The sequence below is a fragment of the Myxococcus sp. AB056 genome (assembly GCF_006547365.1).
Classification (GTDB): domain Bacteria; phylum Myxococcota; class Myxococcia; order Myxococcales; family Myxococcaceae; genus Myxococcus; species Myxococcus virescens.
Map to the genome: position 1 here is coordinate 172,035 of NZ_VHLB01000002.1, position 16,839 is coordinate 188,873.

The window sequence follows — 16,839 nt, forward strand, 5'->3', positions numbered from 1 at the left end:
GAAACCGGAGGACACCTGACGTAGAGTCCCCTCCGTGCCGCGATGCCAGACATGCGGACGGCGCTGGGAAGGCTCTCATGCGCCGTGCCCGCCAGGACCGCCTCCTCAGGGAGACACGCCCTCGCCGTCCCCTGTGCCCGCTGTTCCGGGCTACCAGGTGGACGGCGTCTTCGCGCGAGGAGGCTTCGGCGTGCTGCTGGGCGCCCAGCGCGAAGCGGACGGCCTGCGCGTGGCCATCAAGGTGGCCCGTGGGAGCAACTGGCTGGGCCGCGCCCAGCTCGCCCGTGAGTCAGAGGCCCTGCGCGTGCTCGGGCCGCCCACGGTGCCCGCGCTCTACGAGGCGGGCGCCCTGACGGGTGGCGCGCGCTTCCTGGCCATGGAGTACGTGCCACTCCCCACCCTGGCGGACCGGCTGGCTCGCGCCGCGGGACCGCTGCCCCCCGACGAGCTGGCGCCTCGCGCGCTGGCCGTGGTGGACACGGTGGCTCAGGTCCACGCACACGGGCTCGCCCACTGCGACCTCAAGCCGGAGCACCTCTTCGTCGATGAAGCGACGGGCCGCGTGCGCGTCTTCGACTTCGGCCTGGTGCGGGGCGCCACCACGGAGAGCGCCTCGCAGCCCAGCGATGCCTCCACGCCCAGTGACGCGTCTGGCTTCGCCGGCACCGCGGAGTACATGGCCCCCGAGCAATGTGCGGGCAACGCGGACATCTCCACGCGCACGGACGTGTACGCGCTGGGCGTCCTCCTCTACGAGATGCTCACCGGACGGCCGCCCTTCTTCGGTCCCACTCCGGACGTGCTCCAGGCCCACCTGTCGCTGCGCCCGCCGCCCCCGTCCGACTTCGCGCCCGTGCCGCCCGCGGTGGAGGAGGTGGTGCTGCGCTGTCTGGCGAAGGAGCCCGCCCGCCGTCCGGAGAACGCCGCCGCGCTGGGCAGCGCGCTGCGCGAGGCCTTCGAGCACGCCCACCGCGCCACCGAGCCCGCGACGCCTCGGCCCGCGGCGCCGGGCGAGCCGCGCCCCGCGCAGGTACGCCGCTCCGTCGCCATCCTGTTCCTCACCTCGCGCGCCAACCCCGTGTCGCTCCAGAAGGCCCTGGCCTCCTATGGCGGGCACCTGGCCTTCTCCGACGCCCAGCGCATCGCCGCCGTCTTCGACCCGGACGCGGGAGAGAACCCGGTGCGCCGCGCCATGCGCGCCGCGGAAGGATTGGCGGAGCGGGGCCTGTCGGCCAACGGCCTCGTGGACGTGTCCGCCGTCACCGTGCAGCGCCGTCCCACCGGCGCGCCGCGCTACCTGGGCGCCATCCTGTCCCGCGAGGACCGCTACCCCAGCGGGCCCGAGGCCCATGGCCTCCTGCTGTCTCCCGCCGCCGCCGAGGCCGTGCCCGAGGTGCCCTGCATGGAGGTGCCGGAGCTGCGGGGCCTGTTGCGCCCCGCGCCGCCGGGCGCCGCGCCCCGTCCGGACATCACCGTCCTCCAACTCGGCAGCGAGGTGCTGGTGGGCCGCGAGGCGGAGCTGGCCGAGCTGCTGGAGAGCGCGCGCTCCGCGGTGGGCGGCGCCACGCCCACCATCGTCACCGTCTTGAGCGAGCGCGGCCTGGGCAAGAGCCACCTGGCCGCAACCCTCGCCCGCCGTCTGCAACTGCTGCTGCCCCACGCGCGGGTGTACAGCTCGCGCTCCCGGGAGCCGGTGCAGGGCGACCCCGACGGCACCCTGCGCACGCTGCTGCGGTGCGCCCTCAACGCCTTCGAGCGCGACGACACGGACACCGAGCAGCAGACACGCGCCGCCATCCTCCAGCGCCTGGGCCCCACGCTGGGCACCGAGCTGTGGCCCGGCGTGGCCGCCACGCTGGGTTGGTACACGCCCGGTGGCCCGGAGCTCCAGAGCTGGGCCGCCGCGCCCGGTGCGCTTCGCTCGCTGGCCATGCGCGCCGCCGGTGAGTTGCTGGCCGCCAATGCCCGCGAGCGTCCGCTGTGCCTCGTCCTGGACGACGCGCACTTCGCGGAGGAGACGGCGCTGGACGCGCTGGAGTACGCCTGCCTCGCCGAGGCCAGTGTCCCGTTGTGGGTGTGCGTGCTGGCGCGCCCGGGCTTCGAGAAGAGCCGTCCCACCTGGGGCACTCGCGCCGCGAAGCAGGCCACGTTGTCCCTGCCGGTGCTGGCGGCCGACCAGGCGCAGTCGCTGTGCCGCCTGCTGCTCAAGCCAGTGGAGAACGTGCCCGCGCAGGCGGTGGAGCGCATCGTCGAGCGCGCGCAATACGTCCCCCTCTACCTGGTGGAGCTGGTGCGCGGCCTCAAGCGCCAGGGCCTGGTGCGCCAGCGCGCGCCGGGAGGGAGCTGGTACCTCGTCACAGACGGGCTGGAGAAGGTGCCCGAGCTGCGGCTGGTGGAGTGGCTGGCGGACCGCGAGCTGGGCGCGCTGCCGCCATCACTGGCCGCACACGCGCGCCTGTGCGCGATGCTGGGCACGGACTTCACCGCGGCCACGGCCGAAGGCGTGGTGCGCGAGCTGGAGCGCGAAGGCGCCGCGGGCGGCTTCCCCCTGGACGCGGGCCACGCCACCAAGCGGCTCCTGGACTCCGGCTTGCTGGTGTCCCACCGTCACGATGGGTTGAGCTTCCGCAACGAGCTGCTGCGCGAGGCGGTGGCCTCCACCCTGCCCGCCGCCGAGCGCGAGCACGTCCACCACGCCGCCTACCGCTACTTCCTCAGCGCGGCCGGCGCCGGTGAGCGCCAGCGTCTGCCTCGCCTGGCCCTGCACGCCGCCGCCGCCGGGCGCCGCGACGAGGCCGCCGCGCTCTCCATCGACCTGGCCGAGTCCGCCCGGGGCCGCCACGCGTTCCTCGACGCCGAGGCCATGTACACGCGGGCGCTGGAGCTGCTGGAGCCCACCGACGAGCTGCGCTGCCTCACCGCGCTGCGCGGCCGGGGCCTGATGCGCATCCGCATTGGCCGGTATGACGACTCGCTGGCGGACTTCGCCGCGGCCCGCGAGCGTGCCCGCCGGCTGGGCCACACGCGCACGGAAGTGGAGCTGCTGCTGGACGAGGCCATGGCGCTGGACTGGGTGAACGACTACACGCGCAGCGAGGCCCGCGCGCTGGAGGCCCAACAGCTGGCGGCCACCGTGGCCTCGCCCTACGTGCAGGCGCGGCTGCTGCTGGCGCTGGGACGCGCCCAGTTCCGCAAGGGTGAGTGGCAGGAGGCGCGCATGCCCCTGGAGGCCGCCGCCGAGCGCGCGCGCCGCCTGGGCGACGCGGGCTATGAGACGCAGGTGGTGGCGCAGTTGCTGCTGGCCGTCATCCTTCCCAACCTGGGCGACATCGACGAGACGGAGCACGTGCTCACCGAGGTCATCACCGCCTGCACCGAGCGCGGTGACCACTTCCACCTGGGCAGCGCCATCAACAACCGGCGCAACTTGTGGGTGGCGCGCAAGGAGCTGACGCGGGCGCTGAAGGACCAGGAGCGCTTCATGCACCTGGGCCGCGAACTGGGCATGGTGGGCTGGGAGTACTTCGCCGAGCACAACCTCGGTGAGCTGCACTACCAGGCCGGCGACGCCGACGCCGCGGCGCCCCACATCGCTCGCGCCATTGCGTTGGAGCGACGGCACCCGGAGGTGGCGTCACGCCCGTGGGCCCTGCTGCTCCAGGCGCGAGCCCTGGCCTGGATGGGCCGGCACACCCGTGCCCGCGAGGTGCTGGCCCAGGTGCGGCACGTGATGGCGGAAGGCCCGCCGGGCGTGGAGCTGAGCCCGTCCGAGGAGGTCCTCTTCTCCATGGTGGAGCTGGCCACCCGCGACGCCGCCCCCGAGGCGTGGTGGTCCCTGCGCGAGCGCTCCGCGCAGGTGTCCGTGGAGCAGGAGCCGCTGGAGGTCCTGGAGATGATGGGGCTGGCGGCGCTGCGCCGGGGCGACCGGGAAGAGGCCGCGCGCGTGCTGCGCGAGGCCCTGGAGCGCGCGCGGCACGTGCCCAACCTCATGGAGGGCCGCATCCGCCGCTCCCTGGAGAAGGTGCTCGAGTCTTCGTCGGCTACGTGAGGCCGAAGGCCATCAGCGCGGCGATGAGCACGCCCGCCAGCGACTCGCCCGCGATGGAGCCCGCCGCCAGCGTGGACGTGTCCCGGTCCGCCGCCTGGGGCCAGCGCCAACGCGCCGCCGCCAGTCCCAGCGCGCCCAGGCACAGCGTCACCGCGTAGTAGGCCGGCAGGATGAAGCCGATGCCCAGCGCCACCGGCAGCGGCAGCCACCGCGCCGCCCGGCCACGGGACACAAAAGTGAGCAGTGCGCCCACGCCCACGGCCACGCAGGCCGCCAGCGCCGCGTGAGGCGGCAGCCCGTCCAGCCCTCGCACCGCCACCTCCGCCACCGCGCGGAACTGGTGGGCGAAGGGCGCGGGCAGCGCCTCCGAGCCCAGGCCGTGCGTCCTGGACAGCAGCAGGTACACCGGCACGCCCACCACCGAGCCCGCCAGCACGCCCACGAGCTGCGCGGCGAGCTGGTGGCGCGCGGAGGCCCCAAGCAGGTGCCCCGCCTTGAGCGACCACATGCTGACGCCCGTCTGCGCGGCCGCGCCTGACACCACGGCGCCCGCGGCGACGTTGGGCGCCATGGCCCCCGGCAGCAGCGCGCCGAAGATGACCTGCGTCACCTGCCCCATCTGCGTCACGGGGGACACGTCCACCTGTCCGGCGCCGCGCGCGCACACCGCGCACAGGGGCAGCACCAGCACCAACGCCAGCAGCATGTACGGCACGCTGAGGCCGAACAGCGCCGAGCCCACCACCACCGCCAGCACGCACGCCGCCAGGCCCGCGCCCAGCGCCCAGGACGGCACCGCCGCGCCCCGCCCCAGGCTGCTCACGTCACGCGCCGCGCTCAGGAAGTCGCGCGCCTGCGCCAACAGCGCCGCCAGGGCCGAGCCCACCATCAGCCCCACGCCCGGCCACGTGAGCCAGGCGGAGAGCGTCTCGTAGCGCGTATCCGCCAGCACACCCGCGCCCGCGAGCCCCGGCGCCAGCACGCCCCACGCCACCACCGCGCCCGCCAGCATGCTCAGGCCCAGGCGCGGCCCCGTCATCATGCCAATGGCCAGCAGCATGGGGCTCCACCCCACGCCCCACGTCAGCGACGCGGCGGGAAGGCCCGCCAGCGTGCCGGGCAGCGCCGTCATCCCAGGCAGCCATTTGAACGCATCCCGCGCGGCGGTGACCGCCACCGCCGCCACGCCCGCGCCCGCCAGCAGCCGTCCACGGCCCGCGCGGACCGTGTCGCCCGTGGACGCGTGCATCGCGGTAATCAGCTCCGCGGTGGCGATGCCGGTGGGAAACGGCAGGGCCTCCTGGGCCACCAGCCGACGCCGCAACAGGTGCGCGGCGAGCACGCCCAACACCCCCAGCGCCACGCTCCACACCGCCACACCCCAGCCCGGGACGGAGGTGCCCAGCAGCGTCAGCGCTGGCAACGCGCCCAAGAGGCCCGCCGCCGCCGGCATGGCCCCCACGGCCGCCGCCGCCGTCTGCGTGAGGTTGTTCTCCAACGGCGTATAGGGCACGCCGCGCCTGCGGGACACCGAGGCCAGGGCGCTGAAGCCCAGCACCGCGGCGGTGACGGAGCCGCTCTCCCACCAGCCCGTCTTCAGCCCCATGTACACATTGGTGATGGCCAGCAGCCCACCAATGAGCAGGCCCATGCCCAGCGCGCGCGTCGTCAACTCCAGCGCCGCGGGGCGCTCCGTCACCAGGGACAGGGAGGGCGCGGGCGCGACCTCCGAAGGGTCCTTTCCAGAGAGGCCACTCACCGGGTGGCTCATCGCCCCGCCTCGGCGGAGCGGCCCACGAGCTCGCGCAACTGCATCAGGTCCAGCGGCTTGGCAATCTTGGCGTTGGGCACGTCACGCAGGAACGACACCGTGCGCGGCGTGAAGGCGCCGCCCGTCATGAACACCATGCGTCCAGCCTGCTCCGGGGCGCAGCGGCCCAGCTCGTGGTACAGGTCCATGCCCGTCATCCCGGGCATCATCACATCACAGAGGATGAGGTCGAAACGGCCGCCGTCGCTCACCAGCCGCAGCGCGGCCTGGGCGCTGTTCGCGGTGGACACCTCGTGGTCCGCGGCCAGCGAGCGCTGGAGCGCCAACGTCACGTTGGGCTCGTCATCCACCACCAGGATGCGCGCGCGCGCGTTGGCCTGCATGGTGGCGGACAGGCGCGGCAGCACCTCCAGCTCGCGCGTGGCGGCGCACAGCACCACGCGGAAGGTGCTGCCCCGGCCCGGCTCGCTCTCCGCCTGGATGGCGCCGCCCATGGATTCGATGATGCCGTGGCAGATGGACAGCCCCAGCCCCGTGCCCACGCCCACCGGCTTGGTGGTGAAGAACGGGTCGAAGATGCGGCCCAGCACCTCCTGCCCCATGCCCATGCCCGTGTCGCGGACCTCCACCACCACCCGGTCCTTCTCTCCGGCGCGGATGACCACGCGAATCTCGTGCTCCACGCCCGGCGTGCCCTCCTCCGGAATCGCCTGCGCCGCGTTGAGCAGCAGGTTGAGGAACACCTGGCACAGCCGCGACTCGCTGGCTTCCACCGGCGCCACCGGCTCGAACTCCGTCACCAGCCGCGCCCGGTGGCGGATGACGTTGTCCGCCATCTTGCACGCCAGCTCCACCGCCCGGCGCACGTCCACCGGCATCAGTCGCGTCTCCTGCTCACCGCGCGCGAAGACCTTCAGGTCGCGGACGATGGTGGCGATGCGCTCCGCGCCTTCCGCTGTCTCACGCACCAATTGCTGCAACGACGCCACGGGCGCCGCCGGTGCCTGGCTCTCCAGCCGCTCCAGCCCTTCGCGGATGAGGTGCAGGTTGACGAGCATGTAGGCCAGCGGGTTGTTGATTTCGTGCGCCACGCCCGCGCCCAGCGTGCCCACCGACGCCAGCCGGTCCGCCACCACCAGGTGCGCCTGGAGCTGCTTCCGCTCCGTCGTGTCGCGGTGGACCATGATGTTGGCGATGGCGCGCCCCTCGCTGTCGCGCAGCGGTACGACGACGGACTCGCACCAGCAGGTGGTGCCGTCGTGGCGCTTGAACTCCAGCTCTCCGGACCAGCGCCCCTGCTTGTCCAGCGCGGTGAGTATCAGGCCGGTGAGCCGGTCGGGCTCATCCGGGTGCAGCACGCTGAAGAGCGTCTGGCCCAGCGCTTCTGATTTCTGCCGCCCGAACATGCGCTCGGCGCTGGAGTTCCAGTCGATGATGCCGCCGCCCAGGTCGGTAATCACCACGCCGTCGTAGATGCTCTCGAAGATGAGCGATTGGCGGTGCAGCTCCTGCTCGGCCAGCTTGCGCGCGGTGATGTCCATCACCGTGCCCGTCACCCGCGCCGGCGCGCCCGAGGCGTCACACAGCACGTCACCCTTGCAGGAAATCCACCGCCAGCCGCTCCCCTGCGGCTCGATGCGGTACTCCACGTCCACCTGCGTCTTCTTCTCCAGCGCGGCGCCCAGCACCTCGCTCACGCGCGGCAGGTCCGCTGGGTGCACCACCTCCGACAGCTCCATGGCGCGGCCGGACAGCTTCCCCACGGGAAGCCCCAGCAGCCGGTCCACCTGCTCGCTCCACGTCACCCGGCCGCTCTGCGCGTTCCAGTCCCAGATGCCCACGCGCGCGGCGGTCAGCGCCTGGCGAAGCTGCTCCTCCCGCTGCTCCAGGACCTCGCGCTTGGAGAAGCGGAACACGGTGACGGTGCCGATCTGCAGCCGGTCCCCTTCCATCAACTCGGCGGTGCTGACGGGCACGCCGTTGAGCAGCGTGCCGTTGGTGGAGTCCAGGTCGGTGACGTGGCAGGCACCGTCGCCCGCACGAACGACGCGCGCGTGCTTGCGCGACACCCCGTGGTCGTCGATGCGCACGGTGACGTCGGAACCGCGGCCGATGATGTGCTCGCCCTGGTCCAGGCGGTAGGCCTTGCCGATGGCTGCCGGCGTGGTGGTGCTGATGAGGATGAGGCAGGCTCCCGTGGAGGACGGTGGCGCCAAGGCAAGGCCCGCGCACGTCGTGAGTTCATCCAACGTCGTCATGTCGCAGCCCCCCGACGCTCGCCCGAAGCCCCTGCTCTCCCGCCATCCCCGCGCTCTCTCTCCGTGCGAAGTGTCACGCCCCCTGAATCCCATCAGTGCCAGGGCCCCTCCGTCCAATCCCCCCCGACTCCAGGGCAGCAGACCTTCCGCCAGCGAACACCCCGCGGGACGCGCCCACGTCCTCCCCGATGGGTGGCCAACGCCCACACGCCGATGCCGCGGCGCGGCGGGAATTCAATCCGGCGTCAGAGCAGACTCCTGGGGGAAAGGTGTAAGGATGAGGCACCCCATGGCGGCGGACTCCGAGAGCACCTTTCGCATCCAGGCCCGAGCGGACCTGCATGCATCCGAGCGGGCCCAGAGCGAACCTTCCCGTGCGCAGCGAGGCCCGGGCACGCTGGCCGGGGAGTACGTCCTCAAGGCACTGCTCGCCTCGGGCGGGCACGGCAGCGTGTACGAGGCGGAGCACCGCATCCTGGGCCGGCGGGCCGCGGTGAAGGTCCTCCACCCGCACCTGGCGGACCAGGGGGAGATGCTCAAGCGCTTCGTGCGCGAGGCGCGCGTGGTGAACCAGATTCGCCACCCCAACATCGTGGACGTGTACGACTTCGGGCTGATGCCGGACGGCAGCCCCTACTACGTCATGGAGCTGCTCACCGGCCGCACGCTCAGCCAGGTGGTGCAGGAGCGCGGGCGGCTGTCGTCGACGCGCGCGCTCGCGTACCTGGAGCCCGTCTGCGGCGCGCTGGAGGCCGCGCACCGTGCGGGCGTCGTCCACCGCGACTTGAAGGCCAGCAACATCCTCGTCGTGGAGGAAGGTGAGCGCCCCCGGGTGAAGCTGCTGGACTTCGGCATCGCCAAGCTGCTGCACGCCGAGCCTTCGCAGGAAGGGCTCACCATCGCCGGCCAGCGGCTGGGCACCGCGCACGCCATGGCGCCCGAGCAGTTCCGCGGCGGCCCCATTGGCCCGCACACGGACATCTACGCGCTGGGCGTGCTGCTGCATCAGCTCATCACCGGCCGCTATCCCTTCCAGTGCGAGGACCGGATGGAGCTGGAGCGGCTGCACCTGGAGGCGCCCGCGCCCCGGCCCAGCGCCATCGCCGCGGTGTCCCCGGCGGTGGACGCGGTGGTGCTGCGCTGCCTGGAGAAGGACGGCAGCCGCCGCTTCGGCAGCGTGACCGCCTTCCTCGCCGCGCTCAGCGAAGCGGCCGAGGAGCCCGTCCAGCCCACGCGCCGCACGCGGCTGGCGCTGGCCGTCCACGCCGAGGTCGTCCTCGCCGCCTCCGCCCAGGATGATGACGCCGTGTACGCGGTGCTCGCGGACGTGCTGGATGGGCTCGAGCAGGGCCTGCGCGGCGGCGGCTTCCTGCTGGCGCTCCAGTCCGGCACCTCCCTGCTGGCCGTGCACCCGCTGGACCACGGCGCCCCCAGCGCCGAGCGCACCGAGTACCTGCGCGAGGCGGAGCGCACGCTGCGGGTGCTCCAGGACATGGCGCAGAAGCTGGCGGACCCGGTGAACGCCCGCGTCCACCTCTGTGTCCACCTGGGCCAGGCGGAGACGCGCGGGGACTCCTCGGAGTCGGAAGTCGTGGGAGGCCCCGTCACCGACGTGGGCACCTGGCGCCTGCGCACCGCGGATGGCTTCGCGCTCACACCAGCGGCGTCGCTCGCACTGGAGTTCGACGAGAGCGACTAGCTGACGGAAAACACGTATCTGTTATCAGCTTGCGAGCAGGTGAGCGTGACGTCGTCGCCCATGACACAGACCAGGTGTCTCCGGGCAGACCCCCACCCGAATATTCCCGCCGGGCCATATTTTCTCACGACTTGAACACCGTCACACTGGCCTCACCCATCAGCGACAGTGTTTCAGTTCGTGGGAGCTGGAACTGATGGCATCCGGGGAGCAGGAATTGCTCGCTCCCCGAAACGGGGGAAAGCCATGCGTCTCATGCCAGCGTTTCTGTCTGGATTCCGAATCAATCACGGCCTGAAATACCTGCGCCGGCCGCGTATCGCCGGAGGGTTGCTGGGGCTGGCGCTGGGATTCGGAGGCGGGGCATGTGGTCCAGCGGAGCTTGCGGGTGATACGTGGACGCTGTGCGAAGCCCACGGGTCGGCCGAATCAGGCAACGGATTGTCGACCAATGGCTTGTCAACCAATGGTCTTTCAACCAACGGACTGTCCACCAATGGCTTATCAACCAATGGGCTCTCCACGATTGGATTCTCCAACTGGTTCAACCAGGACCCCGCACGCGCCAATGAACTCATGCGTTACATCATCCGGTGCGCGGCGAAGGAGAATCAGCAGCACAAGTACACCAACCCGGTGACGGGGGTGAGGTACACCTGGGAAGGAGGCCTGGGCCTCGCACTCAACTGGGCCACGGGCGCACCGGCGACTGCCCAGGAAGAAGAAATCGTCTCAGCCTGCCTGGCGGCCCATGTGAACAAGTTCGGGCTTCCCGTCGCCATCTCCGTGTTGGGCCGCAACGCGCGGGGCGGTGCCCTGCCGTACACGGAGCAGGAGCTGTCGACGTTCAGCGAGCGGGAGGCGTGCTTCTTCGGCAACCTCTTCGACGGCACCGGCGTCTTCGCCGCCACGGACCGCGGCTACCTGCGCGAGGACGAAAGCACCGTGCGCGCCTGCGGACTGCCCTCGAGCCCCACCCACGCGGACTGCCTGCCCATCATCCACGCGGGCACCTGCGAGTCGCTCTGCCAACGCGCCGCCACGGCGGCCCTCCCCGTCGACCAGGACGCGGACAGGAAGAACCCGCCCCCCTCCGGCGAGCCGCCCTATTACGAAACCTGCACCTATAACGGACGGACCTTCCAGCCGCTCACGACGCGTCTGCAGCCACGCGACATCCACCGCTGTGGAGACGGCGTCTGTCAGCTCACGGAACGTTGCGGTGACGGCGTCGTGGCGGGAAGCTGCCAGGCGGACTGCGGCACGTGCCCCTACTGATGCAGCGGGTGCTCGGATGGAACACACTGCCTCCGTCCTGCGGCGCACGCTGTCACCATCCTTCCGTCCCTTGCCCCTGACCGCCATGACAGTGTTGACTACGCGGGTCTGTCACGACTCGGGGATTTTCCACGAACAGACACCACACCGCTGGAGCCGGACGTGATGACGCTGCGAGCGAGGGTGATGCTGATGTCGGCGGTGGCACAGCGGCGCGGAACACTGCGGCGCGCCTTCGACACGCTCCAGGGCCCCACCGTGAATGGCGTGCGGCTTCGCGCGCCGCGGTCCTCCACACGGGAGGCGGCGCTGCTGGAGGAGACGGTCCGCGAACGGACCGCGGCGCTGGAGGCGGCCAACGTCAAGCTGTCCCGCAGCCTGGAGCAGCTGCGCGCCACCCAGGCGCAGCTGCTGTTCGCGGATCGGCTGATTGCGCTGGGCCGCATCGCCGCGGGCGTGGGACACGAAATCAACAACCCGCTGGCCTTCATCCTCAGCAACCTGGAGTACATCCACCAGGAGCTGCAGCAGAAGGAGCACCTGTCCGAGCGGGACCGGCAGGAGGTGCTGGAGGCGCTGGCGGAGACGCGCGACGGCGCGGAGCGCATCCGCCTCATCGTCCGGGACCTGCAGACGCTGTCACGCGCGGAGGATGTGGGCACGGGTCCGTCGGACCTGGGCTCGGTGGTGCGCACGGCGGCGAAGATGGCCATGCACGAGCTGCGGCACCGCGCGCGGCTAGTGGTGGAGTGTGAGGGCCTGCCGCCGGTCCAGGGCAACGGCGCGCGGCTGGGTCAGGTGTTCCTCAACCTGCTGCTCAACGCGGCGCAGTCCATCGTCCCCGGCGAGGTGGAGAAGAACGAGGTCCACATCGTCGCCTGCGAGTCGAAGGCTGGACGGGTGGCGGTGGAGGTGCGCGACACCGGCTGCGGCATCTCCCCGGAGCATCGCGAGCGCATCTTCGACCCGTTCTTCACCACCAAGCCCCTGGGCGTGGGCACGGGCCTGGGGCTGGCGGTGTGCCATGGCATCGTGACGTCGCTGGGCGGCACCCTGACGGTGGAGAGCGCCCCGGAGCGGGGCAGCATCTTCCGCGTCACGTTGCCCGTGGCCGGCGCCTTCGCCCAGGCGCCTCGCGCTCCGCAGCAAGCGGACGCGGTGGCCTGAGCGACTCCGGCGCCAGGCTCGCGTCGTACGGCGTCATCCCCTGCATCGGCGGCGCATAGAGGTGCAGGGACACCGCCCCGTGGCGGGACGCATTGTCGATGCGGTGGATGGTGTCCGGAAACTCCACCAGGAGGTCGCCCTCGCTCGCGCCCGCGATGACCTCGGGCACCAGCCGGTCCCCCGCCCACGCGAAGCGCGTCTCTCGCAGCATGCCCCGCACCAGCCAGGAGGCCCCTCCGGAGCCGCCATGGTCATGGACACGGGACGCCTGCCCGGGGAGCCAGGAGACGAGCAGCAGCTCGCACGCTGCGGTCCGGGCAATCGTCTGCCGCGTGTAGCCCGAGGGCTCGAAGCGCACCAGTTTGTCCAGCAGTCCCCAGTCGACCCTGCTGGAGCGCAGCCGCTCCACCAGCCAGGCCATGGAGACGATGTCTTCTGTCCGTTCCGGCAATGGCCAGCCGAGCAGCGCCTGGGCCACCGCGCCGTGCTCACGCTGGTCGATGATGGGCTCGCGCATGGTGTTTCCCCCGCGTGTGCGACGGAGTGTGAGCACGGAACAGGCCCGTGCCCAGGGAGGAGGGCCGGGCATCCGGGCCCGGCGCCTGGACACCCGGCCGCCACCAGAGGATGCCAGCGAGCAGGTCAGGACCTACGATGGGTGCGTGCGAGCACTGGGGTGGTGGGATGTGGCCATCGTGGGGGGAGGCGCCAGCGGCACGCTGCTGGCCGTGCACCTCCTGAGGAGCGCGCGGGCGCCGCTCCACGTGGCCTTGGTGGAGCGGAGTGGGCGGGCGGGCCTGGGGCTGGCGTATTCGACGACGAGCCCGTGTCACCTGCTGAACGTGCCAGCGGCGCGGATGGGGGCCCTCGCGGACGACCCGGAGCACTTCCTGCGCTGGGTGCGCCGTGAGCTGCCTGACACGGCGCCCGGCGCGTTCATCTCCCGCCAGCGCTATGGCCGCTACCTGGAGTCGGTGCTGCGCGAGGCGCGCGCCCAGGCCGCGCAGGGCGTGCATCTGGAAGTGGTGACCAGCGACGTCGCCTCGGTCGAGGAGACGGACGACGGCGCGGTGCGCGTCGCCCTGGCCAGCGGGGGACAGCTGGAGGCCCGGACCGTGGTGCTGGCCCTGGGCAATGCGCTGCCCTCCAACCTGCGCGTCCCCGACGGCGGGCTGTACGCCAGCCGCCGGTATCACCGCTCCCCCTGGGCTCAAGACGCGCTCCAGGGCGTGTCCGCCACCGACGACGTGCTGCTCATCGGCACGGGGCTCACCATGGTGGACACCGTGTTGTCGCTGATGGAGATGGGACACCAGGGGCACATCCATGCGCTGTCCCGGCACGGCCTGTTGCCCCACGTGCACCAGGAGTTCCCCCGGGCAGGCGCCACCACGTATGCCTCGCCCGGCATCCGGGAGGCGCTGCGGGCCCTGCGCCAGGAGGTGCGGCGCGAGCGCGGCGACATGCGCGTGACGGGCACGCACTCCGTCCCCGTGCGCATCCGCCCCATCCTCCACCTCTTGCGCCGGGAGGTGCGGCGCGCGGCGGAGGCGGGCGCGGACTGGCGGACGGTGGTGGACGCACTGCGGCCCGTGACGATACCGCTTTGGCAGCGGTTGCCGGTGGGTGAGCGGCAGCGCTTCCTCCGGCATCTGCGCTCGTACTGGGACGTGCACCGGCACCGGATGGCGCCCAGCATCGGCGAGACGATGGAGCGGCTGCGGCGCGAGGGCCGGCTGACGCTCCATGCGGCGCGCGTCCGGGGCTTCGCGCTGGAGGCGTCCGGCGTGGAAGTCCGCGTGCGCCCTCGGGGCCAGGGCGAGGAGGAGACGCTGCACGTCCAGCACGTCATCAACTGCACGGGGCCGGAGGGCGCCATGACGCGCGGCCATCCGGTGCTGGGTGGGCTGGTGGAGACCGGGCTGGTGCGCCCGGACGTCCTGGGCATGGGACTGGCCACGGACGCTGACGGCGCGCTGCTGGACGCGGGCGGACGCGCCTCTGGACGCCTCTACACCCTGGGCCCGCCGCGCCGGGGCGAGCTGTGGGAGACGACGGCCGTCCCCGAGATTCGAGGACAGGCGCGGGAGCTGGCGTGGCACCTGCTCCAGCGCCTGCCATCCACGCGCGCGCCTTGGCCGGTGATGGAAGCGGCGGGCGCTCCGCTCGACGGGTAGCGCCCGGCGTTACTCGGCGGACACCGCCACGATGCCCAGTCCTTCCACCGTGAGCTGCACCCGGTCCCCCGGACGCAGCATGTGCGCCGCGGTGGCGGCGCCCGCGAGCACGATGCTCCCCGCCGGCAACACCTGGCCGCGCTGGGCCAGCAGCTCACACAACTGGATGACGGAGACGACAGGGTCGCCAGAGATGGCATCCGCGCGGGCAGATTGAACGGGCTCGCCATTCACCGACAGGGTCATCTCCAGCCGCGTGAGGTCCATCGCGCGCGGAGGATGCTCGGTGGTGCCCAGCACGAACAGCGAGGACGACGCGTTGTCCGCCACCACGTCCGGCAGGGAGAAGTACTTGAAGTCGCGGTAGCGCGAGTCGAGGATTTCCATCGCCGCGAACACGGACTCGCAGGCGTCCAACACCTCATCGCGCGTCACCGTGCCGCGAAGCTCACGCGCGGTGCGGAAGGCGATCTCCGGCTCGATTTTCGGGTGGACGCCCTGTGACAACTGAATCACGCCGCCGGCGGGCACCTGCATCCGGTCCGTGAGCACGCCATACACGGGCGAGTCCAGGTTCATCTGCTTGCGCTTGGCCTCGGAGGTGAGGCCCATCTTCAAGCCCACCACGCGCTCGCCGTGGGACAGGCGCAGCCGGATTCCAGCCTCCTGGATGGCGTAGGCATCCGGCACGCTCAACGCGGGGTGCTCGCGGGTGAGGGGCGCCACTTCGCGACGCTCCAGCCTGGCCGAGTCCAGGAAATGTGCCAGTGCCTCGTGGTCCACGGTCGCGGTCATCCCCGTCCCTCTCTTCGTCGTTCCGGCCACGCCAGGATGGCGCACCGCCCGGATGGTGGCGCGGAGCTTCCGGCACCCGAACGCGGACGCGCAAGTCTCGCGAACGCGGCCCGGCCTGAAGCGGACGCTGGCCTTTCAGCCCGCCGTGCTACATAGCGCAGAGCCCCCGGCCGGGTGGGATTCTCCGAAGGAGCTGTTTTCATGCGATACCCCAGCATCATCGCGGCCCTGCTTTTCACCGCCACCACCGCGAGCGCCCAGGAATACGACGAGCACGCCCACGACGGCTTCTACCTGCGCCTGCAGGTGGGCGGTGGCTATCTCCGAGCCAAGGCGACTGACATCTCGCCCGAGCTCGTGGTGAAGGGCGGCGGCGCCAACATCAACGCGGAGCTCGGCTTCGCGCTCGTCAACAACTTCATCCTCTACGCGAAGTTCTACGGTGCGTCCGCCCCCAACCCGAGCCTCCAGGTGGGGGACCTCACCGTCGAAGGGCAGAACGAGAACTTGAGCGAGAACTTCGGCGCCGTGGGCCTGGGCGTCACCTACTACATCATGCCCGCGAACGTGTATCTGTCCGGCGCGCTCACGTACACGCAGCTCAGCGTCACCGACGACGGCGAGAAGGTGGCCGAGTCGGACATCGGCGGCGGACTGCACCTGGGCGTGGGCAAGGAGTGGTGGGTGAGCAAGAACTGGGGCCTCGGCATCGGCGCCGAGCTGGCCCTGGGCCGCATCCGGAACGAGTCGAACAGCGATAGCTGGAACGTCACCAACGTGTCGCTCGTCTTCTCCGCGACGTACAACTGAACGGCGCCGCCGCGGAGGCCAGCCTCAGCCCTGCTGGTTGAGGCTGGCCGCGAGCGCGCGCACCGCCACGCGCGGGCTGAAGCGCACACCCAGGGTCCCCACCCAGTTGAGCAGTCCGTGGATGGAGAGCACCCGGCCGCGCATCATCATCGCGTAGGCATGGGCGGCCACGTCCTCCGCCTTGGCCACGCCCGGCCGCTGGAACAGCCGCGTCTGGCCGTTGCCCGCGCGTTGGGTGAATTCCGTGTGCGTGGCACCCGGGCAGTGGCACGTCACCGTCACACCCGAGCCCTTCAGTTCGTGCGCCAGCGCCTCCGACAGGGACACCACGAAGGCCTTGGTCGCGAAGTACGTGGCCATGAAGGGGCCGGGCTGGAAGGCCGCGGTGGAGGCGACGTTGAGGATGCGCCCGCTGCCCCGCTCCTGCATGGGCCGCGCGAACAGGTGTGACAGCTTCAGGAGGGCGGTGCAGTTGACCTCCACCATCTCCGCCTCCCGCGCCAGGTCCTGCGCCAGGAAGGGACCGCACGAGCCGAAGCCCGCGTTGTTCACCAGGAACTCCACCGCCAGCCCCTTCGCGCGCACGGCCTCGAAGAGCTGCTCGGGAGTCTCCGGCCGGCCCAGGTCCGCTGGGAAGACGTGTGCCTTCACGCCATGGGCCTGCTCCAGCTTCGCCGCCAGCGCCTCCAGCCGAGTCGCGCTGCGCGCGACCAGGATGACGTCGTGTCCGTCCTTCGCGAACAGGTGTGCGAACTGCTCTCCCAAACCCGCCGAAGCCCCGGTGATGAGCGCCACTTTCCGCGACATGATGTCTCCTCCAGGTGCCGCGTTATAGC

11 protein-coding genes are annotated in these 16,839 nt (G+C 71.6%); 6 read left to right on the forward strand and 5 right to left on the reverse strand.

Annotation, left to right across the window (positions count from 1 at the left end; all coding sequences use genetic code 11):
* Positions 1-34 precede the first annotated feature (34 nt).
* Entirely contained in the window at positions 35-4,048 is a 4,014-nt protein-coding gene (locus FMP39_RS01820) for a serine/threonine-protein kinase PknK (protein ID WP_141588305.1), read from the forward strand.
* Here the strand turns inward: FMP39_RS01820 and FMP39_RS01825 are convergent.
* Entirely contained in the window at positions 4,041-5,819 is a 1,779-nt protein-coding gene (locus FMP39_RS01825; protein ID WP_141588306.1) for an OPT family oligopeptide transporter, read from the reverse strand. The two genes, FMP39_RS01820 and FMP39_RS01825, sit on opposite strands and share 8 nt — an antisense overlap.
* On the reverse strand, positions 5,816-8,077 hold the full coding sequence (locus tag FMP39_RS01830) for a PAS domain S-box protein (protein WP_194858194.1): 2,262 nt from the start codon (positions 8,075-8,077) through the stop codon (positions 5,816-5,818). Before FMP39_RS01830 ends, FMP39_RS01825 begins: the two co-directional genes overlap by 4 nt.
* A 289-nt stretch (positions 8,078-8,366) precedes the next feature.
* On the opposite strand from FMP39_RS01830, the gene FMP39_RS01835 reads away from it, so the two are divergent.
* The 3 genes from FMP39_RS01835 to FMP39_RS01845 all read left to right on the forward strand — a co-directional run bounded on the left by FMP39_RS01835 (position 8,367) and on the right by FMP39_RS01845 (position 12,221).
* The gene (locus tag FMP39_RS01835) at positions 8,367-9,776 is read left to right on the forward strand and encodes a serine/threonine-protein kinase (protein WP_141588308.1); all 1,410 of its coding nucleotides are present in this window, start codon (positions 8,367-8,369) and stop codon (positions 9,774-9,776) included.
* 576 nt (positions 9,777-10,352) lie between these two features.
* Positions 10,353-11,054 (forward strand): hypothetical protein, encoded by a 702-nt coding sequence (locus FMP39_RS01840; protein WP_228557556.1) that lies wholly within the window; start codon positions 10,353-10,355, stop codon positions 11,052-11,054.
* A 165-nt stretch (positions 11,055-11,219) separates the two neighbouring features.
* Positions 11,220-12,221, forward strand: a complete 1,002-nt coding sequence (locus FMP39_RS01845; RefSeq protein WP_141588343.1) for a sensor histidine kinase — start codon at positions 11,220-11,222, stop codon at positions 12,219-12,221.
* On the opposite strand, the gene FMP39_RS01850 is transcribed toward FMP39_RS01845, so the two are convergent.
* The gene (locus FMP39_RS01850; RefSeq protein WP_141588310.1) at positions 12,151-12,738 is read right to left on the reverse strand and encodes a cysteine dioxygenase family protein; all 588 of its coding nucleotides are present in this window, start codon (positions 12,736-12,738) and stop codon (positions 12,151-12,153) included. The two genes, FMP39_RS01845 and FMP39_RS01850, sit on opposite strands and share 71 nt — an antisense overlap.
* 28 nt (positions 12,739-12,766) lie before the next feature.
* On the opposite strand from FMP39_RS01850, the gene FMP39_RS01855 reads away from it, so the two are divergent.
* Positions 12,767-14,398, forward strand: a complete 1,632-nt coding sequence (locus tag FMP39_RS01855; protein ID WP_228557557.1) for an FAD/NAD(P)-binding protein — start codon at positions 12,767-12,769, stop codon at positions 14,396-14,398.
* A gap of 9 nt (positions 14,399-14,407) precedes the next feature.
* Here FMP39_RS01855 and FMP39_RS01860 read toward each other — a convergent pair whose 3' ends face one another.
* Positions 14,408-15,193 (reverse strand): 2-keto-4-pentenoate hydratase, encoded by a 786-nt coding sequence (locus FMP39_RS01860; RefSeq protein ID WP_141588312.1) that lies wholly within the window; start codon positions 15,191-15,193, stop codon positions 14,408-14,410.
* 201 nt (positions 15,194-15,394) lie between these two features.
* On the opposite strand from FMP39_RS01860, the gene FMP39_RS01865 reads away from it, so the two are divergent.
* Positions 15,395-16,003, forward strand: coding sequence for an outer membrane beta-barrel protein (locus FMP39_RS01865; RefSeq protein ID WP_228557558.1), 609 nt, complete (start codon positions 15,395-15,397; stop codon positions 16,001-16,003).
* 24 nt (positions 16,004-16,027) lie between these two features.
* On the opposite strand, the gene FMP39_RS01870 is transcribed toward FMP39_RS01865, so the two are convergent.
* Positions 16,028-16,810 (reverse strand): SDR family oxidoreductase, encoded by a 783-nt coding sequence (locus FMP39_RS01870; RefSeq protein ID WP_141588314.1) that lies wholly within the window; start codon positions 16,808-16,810, stop codon positions 16,028-16,030.
* Between the last annotated feature and the right edge of the window lie 29 nt (positions 16,811-16,839).

What these genes read in the sequence shown, in the direction of transcription:
- FMP39_RS01825 (WP_141588306.1), bottom strand. Translation starts at nt 5,819, where the DNA reads ATGAGCCACCCGGTGAGTGGCCTCTCTGGAAAGGACCCTTCGGAGGTC.
- FMP39_RS01830 (WP_194858194.1), bottom strand. Translation starts at nt 8,077, where the DNA reads ATGACGACGTTGGATGAACTCACGACGTGCGCGGGCCTTGCCTTGGCG.
- FMP39_RS01835 (WP_141588308.1), top strand. Translation starts at nt 8,367, where the DNA reads ATGGCGGCGGACTCCGAGAGCACCTTTCGCATCCAGGCCCGAGCGGAC.
- FMP39_RS01840 (WP_228557556.1), top strand. Translation starts at nt 10,353, where the DNA reads ATGCGTTACATCATCCGGTGCGCGGCGAAGGAGAATCAGCAGCACAAG.
- FMP39_RS01845 (WP_141588343.1), top strand. Translation starts at nt 11,220, where the DNA reads ATGACGCTGCGAGCGAGGGTGATGCTGATGTCGGCGGTGGCACAGCGG.
- FMP39_RS01850 (WP_141588310.1), bottom strand. Translation starts at nt 12,738, where the DNA reads ATGCGCGAGCCCATCATCGACCAGCGTGAGCACGGCGCGGTGGCCCAG.
- FMP39_RS01860 (WP_141588312.1), bottom strand. Translation starts at nt 15,193, where the DNA reads ATGACCGCGACCGTGGACCACGAGGCACTGGCACATTTCCTGGACTCG.
- FMP39_RS01865 (WP_228557558.1), top strand. Translation starts at nt 15,395, where the DNA reads ATGCGATACCCCAGCATCATCGCGGCCCTGCTTTTCACCGCCACCACC.
- FMP39_RS01870 (WP_141588314.1), bottom strand. Translation starts at nt 16,810, where the DNA reads ATGTCGCGGAAAGTGGCGCTCATCACCGGGGCTTCGGCGGGTTTGGGA.